This window comes from Rhodonellum sp., from assembly GCF_030656585.1.
GTDB classification, from domain to species: Bacteria; Bacteroidota; Bacteroidia; order Cytophagales; family Cyclobacteriaceae; genus Rhodonellum; species Rhodonellum psychrophilum.
Genome location: NZ_JAUSPP010000080.1, coordinates 36,321 through 56,240, shown reverse-complemented (window position 1 = coordinate 56,240; position 19,920 = coordinate 36,321). Strand labels below are relative to the sequence as shown.

General features: G+C 42.0%; 12 protein-coding genes. 3 read left to right on the top strand and 9 right to left on the bottom strand.

Annotated features, from left to right (window positions below):
- Nucleotides 1-10: 10 nt before the first annotated feature.
- The 4 genes from sufD to Q7J63_RS19455 form a co-directional block, all read right to left on the bottom strand.
- Nucleotides 11-1,288: a Fe-S cluster assembly protein SufD gene (gene sufD / locus Q7J63_RS19470; RefSeq protein ID WP_304888645.1), complete on the bottom strand. Its 1,278-nt coding sequence runs from the start codon at nt 1,286-1,288 to the stop codon at nt 11-13.
- Nucleotides 1,289-1,321: 33 nt separating this feature from the next.
- Nucleotides 1,322-2,083 carry a Fe-S cluster assembly ATPase SufC gene (gene sufC, locus Q7J63_RS19465; RefSeq protein ID WP_019600537.1) on the bottom strand — a complete coding sequence of 254 codons (762 nt, stop codon included), beginning with the start codon at nt 2,081-2,083 and terminating at the stop codon, nt 1,322-1,324.
- A gap of 93 nt (nt 2,084-2,176) precedes the next feature.
- Nucleotides 2,177-3,622, bottom strand: a complete 1,446-nt coding sequence (gene sufB / locus Q7J63_RS19460) for a Fe-S cluster assembly protein SufB (protein ID WP_019600538.1) — start codon at nt 3,620-3,622, stop codon at nt 2,177-2,179.
- 248 nt (nt 3,623-3,870) lie between these two features.
- Complete coding sequence (locus tag Q7J63_RS19455; protein WP_019600539.1) at nt 3,871-4,347, bottom strand: Lrp/AsnC ligand binding domain-containing protein; 477 nt, start codon at nt 4,345-4,347, stop codon at nt 3,871-3,873.
- Nucleotides 4,348-4,895: 548 nt separating this feature from the next.
- Between Q7J63_RS19455 and Q7J63_RS19450 the strand changes: the two genes are divergently transcribed.
- Both Q7J63_RS19450 and Q7J63_RS19445 read left to right on the top strand, forming a co-directional pair.
- On the top strand, nt 4,896-6,818 hold the full coding sequence (locus tag Q7J63_RS19450) for a M14 family metallopeptidase (protein ID WP_304888642.1): 1,923 nt from the start codon (nt 4,896-4,898) through the stop codon (nt 6,816-6,818).
- Between the two features lie 164 nt (nt 6,819-6,982).
- The gene (locus Q7J63_RS19445; RefSeq protein WP_304888640.1) at nt 6,983-9,823 is read left to right on the top strand and encodes a prolyl oligopeptidase family serine peptidase; all 2,841 of its coding nucleotides are present in this window, start codon (nt 6,983-6,985) and stop codon (nt 9,821-9,823) included.
- Between the two features lie 453 nt (nt 9,824-10,276).
- On the opposite strand, the gene Q7J63_RS19440 is transcribed toward Q7J63_RS19445, so the two are convergent.
- The 5 genes from Q7J63_RS19440 to smc form a co-directional block, all read right to left on the bottom strand.
- Nucleotides 10,277-12,010 carry a phospho-sugar mutase gene (locus tag Q7J63_RS19440; RefSeq protein ID WP_304888638.1) on the bottom strand — a complete coding sequence of 578 codons (1,734 nt, stop codon included), beginning with the start codon at nt 12,008-12,010 and terminating at the stop codon, nt 10,277-10,279.
- 128 nt (nt 12,011-12,138) lie between these two features.
- Complete coding sequence (gene hppD, locus Q7J63_RS19435) at nt 12,139-13,233, bottom strand: 4-hydroxyphenylpyruvate dioxygenase (protein WP_304888636.1); 1,095 nt, start codon at nt 13,231-13,233, stop codon at nt 12,139-12,141.
- A 163-nt stretch (nt 13,234-13,396) separates the two neighbouring features.
- Nucleotides 13,397-14,410 carry a lysophospholipid acyltransferase family protein gene (locus Q7J63_RS19430; protein ID WP_304888634.1) on the bottom strand — a complete coding sequence of 338 codons (1,014 nt, stop codon included), beginning with the start codon at nt 14,408-14,410 and terminating at the stop codon, nt 13,397-13,399.
- Nucleotides 14,411-14,496: 86 nt separating this feature from the next.
- A complete protein-coding gene (locus Q7J63_RS19425; protein WP_304888632.1) occupies nt 14,497-15,393 on the bottom strand; it encodes a bile acid:sodium symporter family protein in 897 nt (298 codons plus the stop codon).
- A 128-nt stretch (nt 15,394-15,521) separates the two neighbouring features.
- Nucleotides 15,522-19,061 (bottom strand): chromosome segregation protein SMC, encoded by a 3,540-nt coding sequence (smc, locus tag Q7J63_RS19420; RefSeq protein WP_304888630.1) that lies wholly within the window; start codon nt 19,059-19,061, stop codon nt 15,522-15,524.
- Nucleotides 19,062-19,234: 173 nt separating this feature from the next.
- Here smc and Q7J63_RS19415 point away from each other — a divergent pair, with 173 nt between their 5' ends.
- Nucleotides 19,235-19,792 carry a hypothetical protein gene (locus Q7J63_RS19415; protein WP_304888628.1) on the top strand — a complete coding sequence of 186 codons (558 nt, stop codon included), beginning with the start codon at nt 19,235-19,237 and terminating at the stop codon, nt 19,790-19,792.
- Nucleotides 19,793-19,920: the final 128 nt, after the last annotated feature.

Below are 19,920 nucleotides of genomic sequence, written 5' to 3'. Positions count from 1 at the left end.
GTTTGTGGTTTTAAAAATTACTCCCCAATCTTTCTTGTACAAGATGAAGGCAATAATCCTTGAATGAGTCTACAGCAATGTACTCGAGAACTTCTCCTGCAAAGGCAAATAAAAGCAGTCCTTTTGCATTTTCTTTCCCAATGCCTCTGGCTTGGAGGTAAAACAAAGCTTCCTCATCAAGCTGGCCAGTGGTACAACCGTGAGAGCATTTTACATCATCTGCCCAGATTTCCAGCTGTGGCTTGGTATTCACAATAGCATCTTCGGAAAGAAGGATGTTGTTGTTCTGTTGAAAGGCATTTGTTTTTTGTGCGTCCTGACGGACAAATATTTTCCCGTTGAAAATGCCTCGGGAACTGTCTGCCAAAACACCTTTGTAGAGTTCATTGGATTGGCAATGGGGTTTGGTGTGGTCCACATTGGTGTGGTTATCTACATGGGTTTTGCCATTGAGAAGGTACAATCCGTACATATTCCCCTCGCAACCAGTGTCCAAAAGATTTAGGCTGAGATTATTTCGAACCAGGTCTCCAGCCATCGAAATGACGACTGACGTGAATGTGGCGTCTTTATGGATGTCCACCTCAAAGTTATTGACAGAAATTGATTTCCTATTTTCATTCTGAAATCTGCAGTAATGCACATGGGCATTTTGTCCCACTTTGATTTCAGTCACAGGATTTGAAAAATAGGATTCCTCATCGAGGGAAATGGTATTTTCCAAAAACTTCACTTCGGCACCGTCTTCGATTTCAATCAAAAGCCTAGGTGTGATAACCTCTCCTTTGTTTGCTTGGTTGAAATAAAGAAAAAGTATGGGCTGTTCAATTTTTTGGTTTTTTCCTACCTTTATATAGATACCATCTTCGAAGAAAACATTGTTCAAGGCCACAAAAGGATCCTTTTCGGTTTTTGCGATTTTGCCCAAAAGTTCTGGCTGGTTTTCAGAAAGTGTTTCAAATGTATAGCCTTTTTTGGATACGGAAGAAACGGACGGGTCAAAAACCCCATTGTTGAAAACAACCAGATCTCCATCAAATCCCTCAAAAATGTGGGGTTTAATCTGTTCTTGGGTAAGTGGGATATTCTCGGCAGTGGAAAAACGCGAGATGCTTTGCTCCAGCTTTTTGCTGATGGCTGTGAATTTGTATTCCTCTTCTTTGAGTGCAGGAAGACCTTTCTCCTTCAAGAATTCAAGGCCTTTTGCTCTCAATGCTGAGAAATCTGTATGTGAAACCACATGATCCAAAAAGAGATCTGTGGATTTGTTACTTTTGATAACAGTCATGGTTATTGATTAGATGGGTGAAAAAAGGATTGTTTAAACCGCAGTGGAATCTGCTTCTTCCTTGATCCAGTCATATCCTTTTTCTTCCAACTCCATCGCCAATTCCTTTGTTCCAGATTTTACGATCCTTCCGTTATAAAGGACGTGAACGAAGTCAGGGACGATATAGTCCAGCAATCTCTGATAATGGGTGACGACAATGGTCGCTTTTTCCGGTGACCTGAGTTGGTTGACGCCATTCGAAACTATTCTCAAGGCATCAATGTCCAATCCTGAATCCGTTTCATCCAAAATGGAAAGGGATGGCTCCAGCATGGCCATTTGAAATATTTCGTTTCTTTTTTTCTCCCCACCGGAAAAACCTTCATTCAGGGATCTGCTCAGTAGTTTTTGGTCGATTTCCACCAATTTCATTTTTTCCTTCATGATGGAAAGGAATTTCACGGCATCCAGTGCTTCCAAACCCCTGTACTCTCGGACCTGGTTGACAGCAGTTCTGAGAAAGTTGGTGGAGCTCACTCCCGGTATTTCTACTGGGTATTGAAAAGCAAGGAAAACACCTTCTCTGGCGCGGTCTTCCGGGCTCAACTCCAAAAGATTTTTACCCATGAAGATGACTTCACCTTCGGTGACTTCGTATTCTTCCCTTCCTGCCAAAACAGAAGCAAGAGTGGATTTACCGGATCCGTTTGGTCCCATGATCGCATGGACTTCGCCTGGTTTTACTTCTAGGTTAATACCCCTTAAGATGGGAGTACCTTCAATAGAGGCATGCAAATTTTTTATAGAAAGCATTTTATTGATTTTGATTTGAAATTAACACCCCGCATGAATTCGGGAAAATCTAGTTAAATGAATAGTCGAGGATTTCTCCTTCGGGAAAGGTTTTTAACCTACACTACCTTCCAAGGTTAGGGCTAGAAGCTTTTGGGCTTCCACAGCAAATTCCATTGGCAATTGGTTCAAGACCTCTTTGGCGTAGCCATTCACGATCAATGCTACCGCATCTTCAGTGGCGATGCCTCTTTGGTTGCAATAGAAGAGTTGATCTTCACCGATTTTGGAAGTGGTCGCTTCATGCTCCACTTTTGCACTCGGATTTTGGATATCGATGTATGGAAAGGTATGGGCCCCACATCTGTTTCCCATTAAAAGGGAGTCACATTGGGAAAAGTTTCTCGCGTTTGTTGCACGCTTCATTACTTGAACCTGACCTCTATAGGAATTCTGTGAGTGTCCCGCGGAGATGCCTTTGGAAACGATTCTGGATTTTGTGTTTTTCCCGATGTGAATCATTTTGGTACCCGTATCGGCTTGCTGGTAGTTGTTGGTGACGGCTACGGAATAGAATTCACCGATTGAGTAATCCCCTTTCAGGATACAAGAAGGATATTTCCATGTCACAGCAGAACCAGTTTCCACTTGTGTCCAAGAGATTTTGGAATAATCACCTGCACAAATCCCTCTTTTGGTCACGAAATTATAAATTCCTCCAACGCCTTCTTTATTTCCTGGATACCAGTTTTGAACGGTTGAATACTTCACCTCGGCATGTTTGGCGGCATAAATTTCCACCACAGCGGCATGAAGTTGGTTTTCGTCTCTTTGGGGAGCCGTGCATCCTTCCAAATAGGATACATATGAATTGTCTTCGGCGATGATCAAGGTTCTCTCAAATTGGCCGGTGTTGGCTGCATTGATCCTGAAATAGGTGGAAAGTTCCATTGGGCATCTGGTGCCTTTTGGAATATAACAAAATGAACCGTCGGAAAATACAGCGGAGTTTAGCGCTGCATAATAGTTGTCCGTCATCGGAACCACCGAACCCAAATATTTTTTGACGAGTTCCGGATGTTCTTTAACAGCCTCACTGAAAGAGCAAAAGATCACGCCCAATTTGGAAAGGGTATCCTTGAAAGTGGTTCCTACGGAAACAGAGTCCAAGACCACATCCACGGCAATGCCTTGCAATTTTTTTTGTTCGTTTAAAGAAATACCCAGTCTTTCGTAGATCTGAAGCAATTCAGGATCTATTTCGTCGAGACTTTTTGGTTTGTTTGACTGCTTTGGAGCAGAATAGAATTTCAGGGATTGTAAATCTATTTTTGGATAGTGGACATTGGCCCATTTGGGTTCGTCCATTGCCAGCCAAATTTTATATGCCTTAAGCCTCCAGTCTAAGAGCCATTGGGGTTCTTCTTTTTTTGCAGAAATCCATCGGATGGTATCTTCTGTTAAACCAGTTGGGGCTTCGTCAACTTCAAGATTTACCGACCAGCCGTGTTCGTATTCCTTTGAAGTTAAATCCTCCAGTATTTGATTGTCTTTGCTCATGTGGTTGAGTTATTTAGACTAATTACAGTTTGTAGTGCGAAGATACAACATTAATCCAAATTATATTGTTCAGTACTGTCGGAAAAAACCTTTTCCAAGCAAAAATATCCTTGATTGGACGCGATCAGTTGAATAAATCAAAAAAAATCCGTTAGCCTCAAAAATCTTAACGCTAACGGATTCGTGTAAATTAATATTTAAATACTTATAAAAATTCTTTATTTAGATTTAATCTAAAGTAAAATTTATTACTTCAAATCTTTTTCAAAGAATTGGATTGGGCGATTGATACTCTCTTCAAGGACAATCAAGGTTTCTGTCCGGTCTATCCCATCCACTTTCTGAATATTATCCAAAACGGTACGCAGATGATTGGTGTCCTTGCAGATGATTTTTGCAAAAATACTGTAGTTGCCGGTGGTATAATATGCATTGATGACTTCAGAAATCTGTTTGAGGTTTTCGATGACATTGTCATAAAGGGAGCTTTTTTCCAGATAAATTCCTAAAAAAGCAGAAATGTCATAACCCAACTTTGAGAAATCAATGTTCAAAGTTGCACTTTTGACGATGCCCATTTCTTCAAGTTTTCGCATTCTGACATGGACTGTGCCGGATGAAACGAAAACCTTTTTGGCGATTTCGGTATAAGGTGTTTTTGCATCATCATTTAGTAGTGAAATTATCTTGAGATCGACATTGTCAATATCTAAAATTTTGTCCATTTTTTCGGGGTTAAATTAGGGGGTTGTTAATGAATGTGACGTCAAATTATGAAATACTTAAAATAATGCAAAATATTTTTTTCAATTTGTAATTTAGAGAAAAATGCATTTACTTTGGTGCCGTAGAATTAATAGTTAATTTTATTTGGTAATTGTAAAGAGTTGTCAAATAATTGATTGAAAAAATAGGATTCCATTCTAAAATCAGTCATTTAAAAATTCAAAACTTTTAATCTCTAAAGTTATATTTGGGTTTATATTCTGAAAAGGGTCTTGCTTTTAGCAAGACTTTTTTGTTTCTAAAGGTTTAAGAAAGAGGAGCCAGCGTATTTTTTGAGTATTGTTTTTATAACCAATTGGGTGCTGAGGCACCCAAATATGCCGCTGTGGCGATTTTCACCCAATTGCCATCTGTATTCTGGGTCAATCAAATTTTGATACAAATGCATTTCATGCTTTCTTTTTCCGTATTTCTTAGGGATTTTTTTGAGCGGTTAGGAAGGTTTTCGAAATAACCCTATTTTTATTGCAACCAACCTCTTAAAGTAATGAAGAAATATTTATCCGTATTTACCCTCTCGGTTTTTTCCGTAATGGGAGCAAGTGGACAGGATTACGGCCTTTCGCCAAAGAAAATTTGGCCTGAGAACAATGAGCAATCAACCTTCTATACCGTCGCAGGAGAACGGCATGGCCAGTCATTTTTCAAAAAACACAAATTCCCTGAAGTGGAATATGTGCCAAAAGACCAATTGACTTTTGATATTTACCACAGTCCGGATGTCATGTACCATTGGTTTATCAAATGGGCGGAACAATTCCCCGATATCACGGCACTTTATGAAGTGGACAAATCCTATGAGGGTAGACCGATCCTCCAAATGACGATAACCAACAAAAAAACAGGAAAGGATACAGATAAACCAGCCGCCTATTTCGAAGGAGGTCGGCATGGGGGCGAAGTCACCAGCAGCGAATCTGTCCTTTGGCTGGCCAAGCACCTGCTCGAAAATTATGGGAAGGATCCTGAAATCACAAAATTGATCGATTCCAAGACCATTTATCTAAGACCACAAAACAACCCTGATGGTTCCACGATGTATCTGAATACCGAACAACGAAACAGAAGTACCGTTCGGCCCCATGATGAGGATGGTGATGGGCTTTTGGATGAGGATCCGGAGGAAGATTTGAATGGAGATGGTGTCATTCACAACATGAGAAAAAAGGCCATCACCGAAAAAGAGAAAGAAGAAGCCAATTATATCCTCGATCCTAGGGATCCATCTGGTAGATTGATGAAAAGGGTGTTGGACGGAAAAGGAGACTGGTTGCTTTTCACCGAAGGGATCGATAATGATGGTGATGGAAAATACAACGAAGACGGTATAGGTGGATTGGATCTGCACAGAAATTATCCGGAAAACTGGAGACCCGATCGAAATGGAGACCTTACTGGGCGTGGGTATACACAAGGTGGAGCGGGAGAATTTCCCTTGAGCGAGATAGAAACCCGTTCGACGGTTTTGTTTCTTCTATCCCATCCCAATATATCGGTGGTGAACTCGCTGGATACAAGGGTTCCCATGCATTTAAGGCCACCTTCCACCTCCTCCGGAGCTGAAAGTATGTTTCCAAAGGATTTGGCGATTTACGAAAGATTGGACAGCTTGGGTATTACCATTACTGGATATCCTTGGGCAGGTGACGTGTATGAAACTTACAGCACAAGGTATAAGGTGAATCGGGTCACGGGTGATCCTTTGAAGCCAAGCCCTTTGTTTGGGCATGGGCCTGACTTCGGATATTTTTATTATGGATCGATTTGGTACGGCGATGAACTCTGGAACAACGGTGCCATGAAGGATTATGACGGAGATGGCGTTTATGATGATTATGATGCCTTGCGTTGGGATGATGAAGAAAACAAATCCAATGGATTCAAGAAATGGGAAAAATTTGACCATCCTCAATTGGGAGAAGTCGAAATCGGTGGTTTCCACCCCAAATTCTTCTCGCAAAACGGTCCGCCTTGGCAGTTGGAAGGTTGGATCAAAAAACAATCCCTGTTCAATTTGGCCATGGCTAAGGAACTGCCGCAAATCGAGCTTGAAAAAGTTGATGTCAAAAAGGGCAGCAATGGAACGTATCAAATAGATGTCACTTGGACAAATTCGGGTAAACTACCCGTCGCACTTGAACAAGCCAAAAGGGTGAAAATCGTGCAGGAAGACCGGCTGATGTTGGAATTTGACAAGGAGCTTACCAAAGGTTTTGAAAATGCAAAAGTCCAGATCACCAGTCCGGAGCTGTATGAAAAAACGATTTATACAGGATATACCGATCCGGGAGAGACCAAAACAGCTTCGTTTACCGTGAAAATCAATCAAAAAGAACCTGTAAAAGCAAAATTAAAGCTGCTTTCCACCCGCGGGGGATACGTTGAAAGAGAAATCATACTCGGGAATTGAATTTAAGTCAATAGAACGATTGTTTAACCAAACAAAAAGTCCAGGGTCTTACCTTGGACTTTTTGTTTTTGAGCCTTTTTAAAAACAAATTGCCCCATTGGTATAAAAGCTTATGCTTCACAAATTCATCTTTTATTAATTGCAACAAACAAATGCATTTTGACATGATCAGGATAAAAACCCTATTGACATTACTACTGATATTTTCTTTGCTGGAGGTCAAGGCCCAGCAAAAAAGAGCTTTGACCCATGAGGATTATGATGGTTGGGAGACCTTGTCATCCGATAAAATTTCCAAAAACGGCCAATGGGTTGGATATGAAATCAATCCGCAGGAAGGCGATGGGCGTTTGGAAATTGTTTCCCACAGCAATCCCCTCACCAAATACAACATTCCAAGAGCCAACAGATGGTCGATTTCCAATGACAATCGCTTTGTGGTGGGTAAGATTGCCGCTCAAAAAGATTCTGTGAAACTTTTGAAACTCAAGAAAACCAAAGCCGACGATATGCCCAAAGACAGTTTGTTTGTGCTGGATCTTGTATCCGGCAAAACAGAAAAATTGGCTAGGGTGAAATCCTTTTCTTTGCCTGATAAAGAAGGCAATTGGCTCGCTGTTCATTTTGAAAAAGAATTGCCGGTGAAAGCAGAAAAGAGGGCAGAGGGTGATACTATTGCTATGGAATCCGCAGCAAAGGTAAACCCCAAGAAAACCGATGGATCCAAGCTTCTGGTCAGGAGTCTAGATGGTGAAAAGACTTATGAGTATGAAACGGTCAAGAATTACGGGTTTTCCGAAAATGGGGATTTTCTTTATTACGTAAAAGCAACCGAAGACACTTTGAAGAATGCAGGCATTTTCTTGTTGGATCTGAAATCGGGTATTTCGAAGATCATTGATCTCAACAAGACGGATTATTTCACGCCAGCATTTTCCAAAACAAACAAGTTCTTGACTTTTTTAACCACAGAAGATTCCCTGAAGTCAAAAAAACCCTACTATGATCTTTACCTTTTTGACATTGCCAAAGGGGATCTTGCAAAAATTGCGGACAAAAAGACTTCTGGATTATTGCCAAACGGAATGGTCAGCAAAACAGGAAGACTTTATTTTTCCGAAGATGAAAACAGGCTTTATTTTGGCGCCAGTCCCGGTTACCAAGAATTTGCCTATGAAGAGGACACCATGCTTTTGGACGAGGAAAGGGTCAGTTTGGATATTTGGGGATGGCAGGATGCAGAAATCCAGCCTATGCAATTGGTCAATAAAAACAGGGAAAAAGACAGGTCCTACCTTGCCGCATACCGCATCAAGGATAAAAAGATTATTCAAATCGGTGATGAAAATATCTATCAGATCTATCTGGACAGGAAGGCAAAACACAAAATCGCTTTGGCGACAAATGATAGTCCCTATCGGAGAAACTTCAGTTGGGATATTCAGATCGGAAGGGATTTGTATCTCGTAGATCTGGAGACCGGAAATAAATCCTTGATCAAAAAGGAAGTCTCCGGGAATGCACAACTTTCCCCAGGAGCAAAATATGCCTATTGGTATGACAATATGGATAGTTCATGGGTGGTCTATGACATTGCTGCGAAAACCTTCAGCAATCAGACAAAATCCTTGGCTGTCGATTTTCACGACGAACTCCATGATTCACCTTCCTTGCCGGGAAGCTATGGCAATGCAGGTTGGATGGCCGATGACAAAGCCTTCCTGGTTTATGACCGATTCGATATCTGGAAACTTGATCCTTCGGGCAAGGAAGCTCCTTTGAACATGACTAAAGGGGAGGGAAGAAATCAAAAAATTGTATTCAGGAGACAAGTGTTAGACAGAGAGGAGGAAGGTATCGACCCGAAGGAGCCTTTGATCTTGTCGGCTTTTCATGAGGAAGACAAGAGAAGCGGGTTTTTCAAGGGTGATTTTACAGGGAAAAAATCTCCGGAAAAGCTACTTTTAACCGATCATCGGTATTTTGGATTGACCAAAGCTGAGGAGGCGGAAAAGCTGATTGTTCGAAGATCCACCTATTTGGAATCTCCGGAAATCTTTGCCACCGGGATGAATCTTTCCGATTTCAGCCAACTGTCGACGACCAATCCACAGCAGAGTTCTGTGAATTGGGGAAATGTGGAATTGGTCAATTTCCTGGCCAATGATGGTGTTCCGCTTCAGGGTTTGTTGTTCAAGCCGGAGAATTTTGATCCAAACAAAAAATATCCGTTGATGGTCTATTTCTACGAGCGGAATTCGGATGGATTGCACAATTACCGTTCTCCAGCACCGAGCGCTTCGACGATCAATATCCCTTATTTTGTCAGTAACGATTATCTGGTTTTTGTACCGGACATCAAATACGATCTGGGTTTGCCGGGGCCGAGTGCCTACAACTGTATCATTCCAGGCGTGCAAGCCATCGTAGCCAAAGGATATGTGGACACCGAGAATATGGCGATTCAAGGTCAGAGTTGGGGTGGCTATCAAGTGGCTTACCTCATCACCAAAACCAATATGTTCAAGGCTGCAGGAGCAGGAGCGCCGGTGGTCAACATGACTTCCGCTTACGGGGGAATCCGATGGGGAACAGGCATGAGCCGAATGTTCCAATATGAGCAGACCCAATCCAGGATTGGAGGAACACTTTGGGACAAGCCGCTTTATTACATCGAGAATTCACCGCTGTTCTTTATGGACAGAGTCAAAACCCCAGTCTTGATCATGCACAACGATGCGGATGGTTCCGTGCCCTGGTATCAGGGAATTGAGATGTTTATGGCCTTGAAAAGATTGAACCAACCCGCTTGGTTACTTCAGTACAATGGTGAGGACCATAATCTGAAGGAAAGAAAAAACAGGAAAGATTTATCCATCAGACTGTCCCAGTTTTTTGACCATTATTTAAAAGGAGCCCCAGCACCATTGTGGATGACCCAGGGATTGCCGGCTGTAGAAAAAGGAAGGACCTTGAAATATGAACTGGGGGAAAGTATTGATTAAACCCGAAATATGCATTAGGTTTCCTATTGGGATCGAAACTGCATGAAAACCAGGCTATTGGGTAACTAATTCCTGATACCAATGGGGTAAAGTCAAAAATGGGCAATACCTAATTGAATATCAGCTAATTACAATCTTGAATTAGGTTCGCAATGCATAAAACAGGTCAAAACCATTTTCATTATTCTTGGGTAGTAAGGAATCCCTTTTCATGAATAAATTGGGATTCCTTTCCTGCTTGATTGAAATTTAAAATCCCAAAACACGCAAAAAAGCCCCCATCCAATATGTTCGGATGGGGGCTTTTTTAATTCGAAGTTTTAAACCCGTTTTCTGCCTTATCGATTGGATTCAAGCCTGAAATTAATTGATAATCGGTCAAATAATAACATTTTAAACTTCCTTCCGGAAACAGGAAGCATCTATCGGGTTTAACCCGTGATTTGTCGGGTTTTAACCGAAGAATTTTTTCAAACCTTCAATTTTCTCATCCAATGATGCTTCTACTGCGCGATAGGCGTCCGCATTGGGAAGTGCTTCATTCACGGAGAAGTAGTATTTGATTTTTGGCTCGGTGCCGGAAGGTCTGGCGGAAATCTTGCTGCCATCTTCCAGGTAGAATTGAATCACATTGGATTTGTCCATATCAAGCTCGGCTTCAGTGCCGTTTTCGACATCAAAGACTTTGCTTTCTTTCACATCCACAATCTTCGTCACCTTGATGCCATTGATGGTCGTTGGTTTGTTGGTTCTGAATCCAGTCATTAGGTGCTGGATTTGCTCAGCACCATCCTTGCCTTTTTTGGTTACGGAGATCAAGGATTCTTTATAGAAACCAAACTGCATGTAGATTTCGGCCAACACATCCTGAACGGATTGTCCCTTGGTTTTGTAATAAGCCACAAGCTCGGAAAATATTGCTGCAGCGGAAACTGCATCCTTGTCCCTTACAAAATCCCCAACGAGGTAGCCGTAACTTTCTTCTCCGCCACCGATAAATTGCTTCTTTCCTTCGAGTCTTCTGATCACTTCTGCGATGTTTTTGAATCCCGTCAAGACGGAGTAGCACGTCACACCGGAATCATGGCAGATCGCGTCTATCAATTCCGTGGTCACAATGGTATTGACCATAAATTGATCACCGGTCAATTTGCCATATTCCCTCCATTTGTTAAGCAAATAATAAGTCAGCAGCGTTGCGGTTTGATTGCCATTCAACAGCTCGTATTCACCGTTTTCACCAGGAACGCAAGCTGCATAGCGATCTCCGTCTGGATCACTTGCCAGAACCAATTCCGCACCCACTTTTTTCCCAAGTGCAATCGCCATGGTCAATGCCTCGGCTTCTTCTGGATTGGGATAAATCACCGTCGGGAAATTTCCGTCAGGTTCTGCCTGCTCCTTGACAATATGGATATTTTCAAAACCATAAATCTTCAAAGCCGCAGGAACCATTTTGCCGGAGGCGCCATGAATGGGAGAGAAAACAATCGGCATGGCCCTGTTCACCATGATTTCATTGGGGGACAGGCTCAATTTTTTTACCTCATTGAGGTAAATCCAATCAAAATCCTCTTCGATATATTCGATAAGCGCATCGTTTTTATTCCAGTTGACCTTGTCGAACGAAGTGATTTTTTGTACTTCGTTGATAATGTTTTTATCATGCGGCGCCACTACTTGGCCGCCGTCATCCCAATAGGCCTTGTATCCATTGTATTCTTTTGGATTGTGTGAAGCCGTCACCATGACGCCACTTTTGCAGCCAAAATGGCGAATTGCAAAGGAAAGCATAGGCGTAGGTCTCAGGTCCCTAAAATATTTCACCTTGATGCCATTTGCAGTAAATACATTGGCTGTCGTATTGGCAAAAAGCGTATTGTTGATCCTATTGTCGTGGGTGATGGCAACTTTTATCTCTTCGCCGGGGAAGCTTTGAAGGAGGTAATTGGCCAAGCCTTGGGTGGCCATCGCAATGGTATAGACATTTACCCTATTAGAGCCCACGCCCATTATTCCTCGCAAGCCACCAGTTCCGAATTCCAAGTCCCGATAAAAGGAGTCGATCAGTTCTGTAGGGTCAGGTGATTCCAACAAAAGCCTGATATCGCCCTTGCTTTTTTCGTCAATGTCACTGTTTAGCCATGCTTCCGCCTTGGCTACAATCATTGGATCTATTGTTGTCATTTTAATAAAAAGTTTGAATGAATTTCTAATTTAAATATTTCGGCAATAATTCCTATGTTCCTTTGTTTAAAACCTAAAAAAAAAGTCCGGTTAAAAATTTAACCGGACTTTTTTCATTTGGAAAAAGCTTAAAGATTTCCTCTCAATCCCTGCTCTCGCTCAATGGCTTCAAATAGGGCTTTGAAATTTCCCTTTCCGAATGATTTGGCCCCTTTTCTTTGGATGATTTCGAAAAACAAAGTCGGTCTGTCCTGTACAGGCTTGGTGAATATCTGCAACAGGTATCCTTCTTCGTCCCTGTCTACCAAGATATTAAGGTCCTTGAGGGGTTGTAAATCTTCGTCGATTTTCCCTACTCGGTCCAAAAGATCAGTGTAATAGGATTCGGGAACTTCCAAAAACTCAACCCCTCTTTTTCTCAATTCAGTTACGGTATGGATGATATTGTCCGTGGCGATGGCCATGTGCTGAACCCCTGGACCATTGTAAAAATCAAGGTATTCCTCTATCTGGGATTTCTTCTTGCCTTCTGCGGGTTCGTTGATCGGGAATTTGATGTATCCGTTTCCACTGCTGACTACCTTGGACATCAGGGCAGTATATTCTGTGGAAATGTCCTTGTCATCAAAGGTGATCAATAGATTGAAGCCCATTGTTTTTTCGTAGAATTCGACCCACTTGTTCATCTCACCCCAGCCTACATTGCCCACACAATGGTCGATGTATTTCAAGCCGATGGGTTGTGTTTTGTACTCGGTTTTCTTTTCGATAAAACCGGGAAGGAACAAACCCTTGTAGTTTTTTCTCTCCACAAAAGTATGGATGGTTTCTCCGTAAGTATGGATGGAAGCGACTTTTACCTCTCCAAATGCATCTTTTATGGTCTTCGGTTCCTCATAGGAAATAGCACCTCTTGAGGTGGTTTCCTTCCAAGATTTCTCTGCATCATCTACCCAAAGTGCGAGGACTTTTACGCCGTCCCCGTGTTTTTTGATATGGTCAGCTATCGGGTGGTCTTCAAAAAGGGGAGTGGTGAGAACCAATCTTATTTTATCCTGTTTCAAGACATAAGCGGCACGGTCTTTAACGCCTGTTTCCGGACCGGCATAGCCGAGAAGTTCAAACCCGAAGGCATATTGGTAAAATAGGGCAGATTGCTTTGCATTGCCCACATATAGTTCTACGTAGTCTGTCCCGTTGATGGGGAGAAAATCATGTTCCATTATTTTTGTATTTTTGGGTTTATAATTCTGTATAAGATTCACTGATTACAAAGATAAAATTTTAAAAGGGAATGCGGGTGAAGTACCAAAATATTACGGATTTTTGGAAACAACAATTGAATTGACCCAAAGTCAATTCAATTGTTGTTTTGTAATCAACCCTTCATTCTTGTCCGGTTTTGTTTGCCAATAAATAAACAAATCCCAAGATTCCCCAAGTCATTGCCGAGGCAGTTCCCCACATTTCGGGAAAAATGGTCCAGAGTAAAAAGTACCAAATCGGTATGGCGACCAATCCGATCACAAACTTGAAAGTAGCCGTAAAGGCAGGATCCTTAACCTTTCGAGCGATAGCGAGCCAAATCCAATAAATGGGAAAGTGAAAAATCTTCATCACTTTATTGGCCAAATAGGGTTTGGTGATCACCTTTTCGGGTATTTGATGCTTAAGGTCTTCTTGTGATAAGAAATATTCCACTGAAGTAGGATCCGTGAGATCCACCCCATTTTCGATGAGGCGCTCCAAATCTTTTTGATAATTGGCTTCTGGTATGTGGCTGACCAAGGGTTTTAAAGCCGCATGGGTTGCCTGAACCAATTGTCCATGATTGGGGCAATAGTCTTTTGGGGAAAAAGGTTTGCCAATAATAAGGCGGACTTTTGACCCGGAATTTTTGTGGTTGCTGTAATTTATCCCCACTGGAAGGATCACCAAATCCAAATCGGGGTCTTTTTCAAGAGTTTTGACAACAATGCGTGCAAAGCCCTTCTTCAATGGCCTAAGATTTCTTTTTAAGGAATGATTTCCTTCACCAAAAATCAAGATGGATTTTTTGCTGGAAAGGATTTTGGTGCTCAGGTCAAAGGTTTCCTGGTTTTTCTCCATGTTTTCAATTCCATCCCGAACGCGGAAAATTGGAATCATCCTGATGAAATCCAGCAGTTTTGCTACAATTGGATTTTTGAAAATGCTCGCACGGGTTAGAAAATAGGGCTTCAGATTGAGGTGGGTGGCAATGAGAATAGGATCGATCAGGGCATTCTGATGATTGGCAATAATCAAAACCGCTTTGTTTTTGGGAATATTTTCTCTTCCAACTACATGAATTTTGGAATAATATAGGTGCAAAGCCACCTTTACCAAAAACGTCATTGTATAATTTATTAAATCCTTCATGCCTGAATTAAACAACTGTAGATTAGGGTGAAACGTGAGACAATAGACGCTAAATATCCATTGCACATAAGATGGATGAGGAGGGATTAACTCACCTTTTTCCAAACCAATGCGATGGCAATCCCGGAGACAATGTGCCAAATCCCCCACCAAGCAGCAATGATCGCCATTCCTCCTAACCCTTCAAAATAAGTAAAAATCAAGACCAATGCCAATCCTGAGTTTTGAATTCCAGTTTCAATGGTCAGGGTTTTCGTGTCAGGTAGGTTTAAGCGAAAGATTTTGGACAAGGAAAAACCAGAAAACAAAGCGGTGAAATTATGCGCCAAAACCCATAAAAAAATGACACCGATAAACTTCACAAACAAATCATAATTTCCTCCGAAAGCAATGCCAACGAAAGCCGCAAAAATCAAGATGCTCAGTGGTTTCAGAATCCGGGTTGCACGAATAGCGAAATCGGGAAAGCGATTGTTGATGGCGATTCCCAACAGCAAGGGGATTCCCAAAATCAAAGCAACCGTCTGGAAAACGTCCCAATAATCCAAACTGATTACTTGCATCATCGAAGCAGTCGGTCCATAAAATCCAGACCAGATCGAAAAATTCAAAGGTGTAAGGAGAATTGAAAAAACCGTGGAAAAGGCTGTTAAACTGACAGAAAGTTCCGAATTCCCCTTTGCCAAATGACTGAGAAAGTTGGAGACATTTCCACCAGGACAAGCGGCGACCAAAAACATACCCAACGCCACACTCGGTGGAGGCTGGACAATATTGATCAGGATCCAAGTCAGAAAAGGCAAGAAAATGAATTGGGAAAACAGACCGATCCAAAAAGCTTTTGGGTTTTTGGCAATGGCTTTAAACCCTGAAAATTTCAAATCCAAGGCTACACCAAACATGATGATGGCCAATGAAATATTGAGCAGAAAAAGTGAATCCTGGTTGAAATTGAGGGTGCTTTTGTCCAGGTCTTCGAGCATATTGTGGTTTTAAAGGCGGGATTTTTTCTGCCATGGTAAGCATTTCGACGATGAATAAGCCGGTATATTTTTTAAGACATGGATTTCAATTTCCTAAGCAAGCAGCTTGAATTGAATTAAAGTCAACTCTAGACCAATTCCCGCAAATCCACCGGTACTACCCTCGAAACGCCTGCTTCGATCATGGTAATCCCGTAAATGATATCCGTACTGGCCATCGTTCGTTTGTTGTGGGTGACGATGATAAACTGGGATTCTTTCGAGAAGGTCTGGATGATGGTGTTGAACTTGTCGATATTGGCATCGTCCAAGGGGGCATCTACCTCATCGAAGATACAGAAAGGTGCGGGTTTCAGCAGATATATGGAAAAGAGGAGGGAAGTGGCTGTTAAGGTTTTTTCACCTCCTGACAGTTGGTTGATCGTCAGAGGTCGTTTTCCTTTGGGTTTGGCCATGATTTCGATTGGACTTTCCAATGGATTGTCTGGATCGACGAGTTTGAGATCACAATCATCCTCGGCGGTAAAGAGCGATCGAAAAACCTTCACGAAATTTTCCTTGATTTTTCCAAATGCATCCAAGAAAGTTTCTTTCGCCACTTGATCGATTTCTTTGATGGTATCCAAAAGGGAATTTTTGGCTTTCACCAAATCCTCTTTTTGTTCGGTGATGAAGGTGTGTCTCGTCTTGATTTCGTCATACGCTTCCATGGCCATGGGATTGATCGGCCCTATTTTTTCAAGCCTTTCTTTGGCTTTGGAGACGATTTCCCGGATATCTGACTCGGCAAGTGCCGTGTATTCCTCATCGACTTCTGGGTTTTCTTCCATCATCGCTTCCAAATCAATTTCAAACTCCACACTCAAGCGCTCTTTCATGCTGTTCAACTTAAGCTTGATTTCGTTGAGGGAATTTTGGAGTTCTCCTACAATGGTGTCCAGGTTTTGCCTGGTTTTTTGGAGTTCACGGATTTGTTTGTCTGTTTCGTCTATTTCACCACGGGCTGCATAATACTCCTTTTCGACTTCGTTGACACCTCTTTCGATGCTTTCTTTTTCGGTATAAAATTCGATCAATTCATCATCCTGAACTTCATCATTGTCCAAAAGGGATCTGATTTCCTGATCAATGGAAGCATGTTCAAGTTGAGATTTTTCGATTCTTTCCTTGCTGCTTTCGAAGGCGCTCCGCTTGAAATCGATTTCCTGGTCGAGGCTGTTTACCCGATTGGCCTGCTGGTGATAGGCAATGTTTTCTTGGTTGAAGCCGTTTGATTTTTGGCTCAAATGTTCAGATTCTGATTCGAGATCGGCATTCAGCATTTCCAATTCCGCCTCAAGGGACTCAAAATGTGCCCTTTCCTTGAGAAGTGCCGGCACAATTTCCCCAAGTTCTTCCTGAAGTTGATCGATCCTTTCCAGGATGTCTTCCATTTTGTTGGCATTGGAGGAAAGGATTTCGCTCAGTTGTTCCTTTTTGGTCCGTATGGACACGTATTCTTGGTTGATCTCGTTGATTTCCTGTTGCAGCTTCTCGATGGTGGACTTGTAGCTCACCTCTTTGAGTTTCATCAGGTCGCTGACTTTTTTGTCAAGGTTGGATCGGGTCAGACTCACTTTTTTGTTCAGTTCCTTGATTTCCCTTTCCAGTTTTTCCAGGTTTTTGGCCCTTCCTATCCGTTTTCCCTCGAATAGTCCGACTGAACCTCCGGAAATGCTGAATTTTCTTTTGGTGAATTTTCCACTTTCGGTGATGAAAATGGTGTCTTTGTCCTCCGGAAAATCGTGAAATTCTCCCCTGACGATATACACTTCGTCCAGAATGAAACTGATCAGTTTGGCATATTTTTCATCATATTCGATGATTTCCGTTGCTGGAATGGCGTTGGCAAAAAGTTTGGTATGCGAAGGCTGAAAGCGGTCAAAATGCTCAAGAACAAAGAAATTTGCTTTTCCCTTGGCGGCATCACTCAAGAGGTTTACCGCAGTGATGGCTTGGTGCTCTGTTTCCACCACATAATAATTCATGTAGTTTTCCAGAAAATTTTCAATCGACACCCGGTATTTTTCTTCCGTGGTCAAGATATCCGATAGGAGGAGCATGTCTTTTCCCCAATCGGAATTTTTCTTCAGAAACTTGATTGCCTCTGGAAATCCCTCAAGATTTTCGACCAATGATTTGGTCAAGTTGAATTCATTCTGTCGGGCATCCAGCTTACGCGAAGATTGCGTGACTTCCTCCCGGATGATTTCTATGATGTGGTTTGTTTCTTCTATTTTTTGGTTTTGATCCTCTTCCTTGGCTTTGATTTTGGTCAAATCATCCATTTTTACATCCAAATCCTCTTTGAGAATGACCAGTTTGTCCTCAAAATCCACCAAACTCGCTTCTTGGTTATGGTCGGTTGAAGTAGTCTTTTCTAGTTCTTGCTTGAGGGTGGAGAGTTGAATTTGCTTGATTTCCTGATCTTTGGAGAGTTGGTACACCAAGTCTTTTCGGGATGAAAAATCCCTGTTGCGTTCTTTTTGTCTCTCTTGGATTTCGGATTGTTTGGCTTTCTGCTCCTCATAGGCAAGTTTCAGGGCTTCCACCGTAAATTCCCTCTCTGCGAGGAGCTTTTCTGCACTCTCTTTTTCTTGTTCCAAAGAGCGGATACTGAAACCAGCCCTGTCATTTGACTTGCGGTCATTGTCGATCTGTTCGCGAAGTTTCTGCGCCCTGTCTTCCAAAAACCGCAGCCTTTCATTTTTTATCTTTTTGTCGCTTTCAAACTGCCTGATTTTGTTGACATGCTCGTTTAGGGTTTTTTGGCGAGAGGACAAGAGTTTCTCCTTCAGGAGCAGCGCAACTTTACTTTGTTCGAGAAAAGCCTCCTTTTCTGATATTTTGGAGCTTACCTGAAGTTTTCTGTCGTTTTCTTCTTGGACTTTTTCATGGAGACCGATGAGGTTCTCGCTTTGCTTTTTGACGGATTTTTTTGCCAAATTGACGCTGGCATCCTTGTATTCCTTCTTCAATTCAAAATACCGTGCGGTTTGCCTTGCTTGTTTTTCAAGGCTTTTCAGGTTTTTTTCGATTTCAAACAGCACATCTTCCACTCTGGACAAATCGGCATCGGTATCCTCAAGCTTGCGTAGCGTTTCCTTTTTCCTATTCTTGAATTTAGAAATCCCGGCGGCCTCCTCAAATAACTCCCTTCGGGAATTGTTCTTGTCATTCAGCAGCTCCTCGATCATTTTCAACTCGATGATGGCATAGCTGTTGGAGTTGATCCCTGTGTCCATGAAAAGATTGTTGATGTCTTTTAGGCGGCAAACCACCCCGTTGAGCAGGTATTCGCTTTCTCCGCTTCTGTAGTATCTTCGGGTGATGGTGACGTGGGTAAATTCGGTTGGAAGGAGGTTTTTTGTGTTCTCAAAAGTCAGGGAAACTTCTGCCAGATTGGTTGGTTTTCGGTTTTTGGTGCCATTGAAAATGACATTCTCCATTTTGTCCGATCTGAGCATTCTGGATTTTTGTTCCCCCAAAACCCAACGGATCGCATCGACCACATTGGATTTTCCACAGCCATTTGGACCGACGATACCGGTAATCCCTTTGTCAAAATGGATGACCATTTTGTCTCCAAAACTCTTAAAACCCTTTATTTCCAGTTTGCTCAGCAACATCCCAACGCCAATTATTTTGAATCTAAAGCAAAATTAAACCATTCTCCAAATTAACCAAGAAAAGCAGGGTTGCGGAGGCAAATTCATATCAATAGAGCCTATATTCAGGACTTCTTTTTTCTACCTTCGGATTTTATCCCTATCTTGGATCAGTTATAAAAAACACAACATAAGTGGAACCAGGGAATATAATTTATATCATCGCCATCATCATTTATTTCATCTATTCTGCCGTCAAAAAGGGCAAAAAAGAAAAGGAATTCATGGATGAAGAGACGGATCAAGATGGCGGTGTAGAAAATGAAAGACCAAGGCCAACTTCCTTTGAAGATCTGCTGAAGGAAATCAGGGCTGGGCAGGATCAGCGAAAAGCCAACTTACCAGAAACAGGTCAGGGACAATCCGTTCAACCTGCGCCTACGCTCAAAGTCAACAAGCCGGTTTCAAGACCGATGGAGCCGATGGTGGCTGCTGATAAAACCGCCGTGGAAACTTCCAGAAAATATGGGGATTTTCAGGGATTTGTTGGGGATTCGGAACGTCCCAAAATCCTGACATTGGACGAGCAAGTGAGAATTTCATCCAGCTTGAATGGTCCAATTGTCCTGCAATTGGACAAGGAAGCCAAAAAAGAAAAGCCTGCCAATAGAATTGGCCGTATGCTGAAGGATCCATCTACCGTGAAGGATGCCATTATTCTGAGCGAAATCCTTAATCGAAAACAGTTTTGAAGTTTTTCCCTCCAAGTGCTTTATTGTAAGGGAGTAAAAATTTATTTTTTGACCGGGTAATGTGGATCAAGTGAATTTTTAAAAATTTCCCTGTTTCGGGGAATTCAATTTTTTAGGGAGTTTAACTC